General features: G+C 43.6%; 2 protein-coding genes. Both read right to left on the reverse strand.

The window, feature by feature from the left end; translation table 11 throughout:
* Positions 1-24: 24 nt before the first annotated feature.
* The gene (gene dcuC / locus AB4653_RS23400; protein ID WP_009845449.1) at positions 25-1,392 is read right to left on the reverse strand and encodes an anaerobic C4-dicarboxylate transporter DcuC; all 1,368 of its coding nucleotides are present in this window, start codon (positions 1,390-1,392) and stop codon (positions 25-27) included.
* 566 nt (positions 1,393-1,958) lie between these two features.
* The coding region (locus AB4653_RS23405) for a GntR family transcriptional regulator (RefSeq protein WP_372105441.1) at positions 1,959-2,548 on the reverse strand (590 nt) is incomplete at its 5' end.

Genomic DNA, 2,548 nt, shown 5'->3' on the forward strand with positions numbered 1-2,548 from the left:
GTCTAGATAGAGTGTTTCTTTAAGTTAAGCTGCCATTGGAACCAATACCAGCGTACCAAAGATAACCGTGATAAGACCACAGATTACTGGAACAGAAGTACGTTTTACAACTTCAAACGGGCTGATTTTACCCATACCCGATGTCGCAACAATTACGCCAGATACTGGAGAAATGGTACGGCCTAGGTTAGATGCTTGAAGCATAGGGATGATTAGGAACGCTGGGTTCAAGCCCATTTTCGCCGCTAGTGATGGAGCCAGTTCTACGAATGCATAGAAAGGCGCGTTACCAGAACCTGTCGCGATAGCTGCAGCAACCGTTAAACCTGTTAGGATAAGCATTAATGCGATACCGCCTGCGCCTGCCGATTCAGCAAGACCGATTAGGTTATCAATTGCACCGATAGACATTAGACCTTGAGCAAATACGCCCGCCGCAACCAACAACATTACCACGCCTTTGAACGCGTCAGCCATGCCTTGGTAGCAAGAATCTAAGTCTTCTAATGTTTTCTCGCCGTCAAACTTCTTAACAACGTAATCGATAACTGCGCCCACGAAGATAGAACCTACAACAATGGTGTAGATATCAAGTGAAAGCCCTGGAATCGTGCGGCCGTTGAATAGGAAAACGCCGATGATAGGTAGGAATGGCAGTGCAGCGTAGAAAGCCGGTGCTGTTGTTTCGATTTCAGAAACGTCTACTTTTTCCATTGGCGTGTTTTCTTTTTTATCTAGGTATTTGTTCCAGAAGAAAGCCGCGCCAGCCATCACGATGATTGCACAGATAGAAACAGGCAATACTGTTTGAACAGCAAACACATCAAGAGACATGCCTGATTTTTCAGCTGCGATAACCACATCACCAGAGGTTGGTGAAAGAATGATTGCTGCAGGTGATGCACAAACGGCAACCGCTGCTGGGCGTGAAATACCCATCGCCGTCATCATTGGGAATAGGGTCGCCATCAGTAACACACCAAGGCCTGTTGCAGAACTTACTGCTAGAGACATTAGACACGCTACGATGTAAGCCGCAACAAGAAGTACATAGGGAGATTTAATAGCAGCAAGCGGTTTAGAGAACTGTTTCACTACTACGTTGTTAGCACCAATGTGCGTCATGTAAGAAGCAAAACCACAAAGAAGCATGATTTGCATGCCTAGGCCGCCTCCACGGTACTGAAGCATGTACTTAACAAATTCGAGTGAGTCGGTAACCATGTTACCTGTTGAGGCGACTTTAGCTGGTAAGACTGTGTGACCAATAAGGCCAGTAATAAGAAGTAGGGCAAGGCCAGCAGTTAGTAATACGCCTGCCGCTTTATAGCCTTTCACAATAAAGTAACCAACAGCGATGGTAATTACTAATCCGATCAAGAGCTCTAACATAGAAATCTCCACAAAGTTTAAAAAATATAAGAAAGTGTTTCAGAATATGACAATGAATGTACAGAAAACTGCACTGTGGCACGAGGCATAGTTGAGGTTGGTATGATCTAAGACAAACATTTTTTTCTATGTTAATTGTGGTTGTAAATATTGATTAACTACTGTTGTTTGGGTGTTAATAAACAAAATTTGTGACTCCCTAGAATATAACTTGGATCACCTTTGCTTGTTTTAGTTTCATATGACAGGAAGGGTTGGATAACTTTAGCCGTTGATGTGCAAATGGTGATAATAGCGAGAAAAAGAGAGTTATGTGGGGCAAGAGACGAACGGGCGATTTGATGTGGGGAGCACAATCAAAGTGTTACAGCCTTATGATGTTTTAGAGTGGTTTTAATGCTATCGAGCACTACGCGTTGAAGCCTGGAGGGAGATTTAATTCTCGGTGATCAAATCACACAACGCGTATCTGGTGTGTGATTTGGTATTAAAGGCGAAAGAAGCTCTAAGTGTGGAAGAGCTTCTTTGGTGCATTCGTTTAGGTAAACCAAAGCCTATAGTATTGCTTACCTTTGGCGTCTTGCGACCAAAGTAAATCGGTAATCGTTAGACGTGAAGTAGTTACGGCTGTATTCAAACACCGTGTTATTGGCAAGGTAACCGCGAGTACGTTTTTCAATGATAGGCTGAGCTGGGTCAATACCTAGCTGTTTCGCAACATCTTCAGGCGGAAGAATCGGTACCAATTCCTGCTCACTTCTATCAATCACCATGCCTTTGGTGTTCTCAATAAAGTCGTACTTTGATGTCTGCATCACTTGATAGGTGAGATCTGGGAATAGGGCAACAGGTAACCAAGTTTCTTCAACCGTGATTGGATTGTTGTCTATGAAACGAACACGTTTTACGTAGAAAACCAATTCGCCTTCTTTGATATCTAAATGTTCAGACATCGCCAAAGAACACGGCTTCATTTCGAAGGCCAGAACTTCACTGTGTGTAACCACATCCAAATGCGCCCACTTTTCTTGAAAGCTCGACTGTTTGTAGATGTCGTAATTGATCTTGTTCTCTTTGACGTAAGTGCCGCTGCCTTGAACGCTTTCAAGCTCATCGTTTTCGATCAGTAGTTTCAACGCTTGCCTAACCGTCACAC

Origin of the sequence: Vibrio sp. 10N.222.48.A3 (assembly GCF_041475345.1) — a bacterium.
Classification (GTDB): Bacteria; Pseudomonadota; Gammaproteobacteria; order Enterobacterales; family Vibrionaceae; genus Vibrio; species Vibrio tasmaniensis_A.

Coding starts and splice junctions, on each gene's coding strand:
- dcuC (WP_009845449.1), bottom strand. CDS start 1,392: ATGTTAGAGCTCTTGATCGGATTAGTAATTACCATCGCTGTTGGTTAC.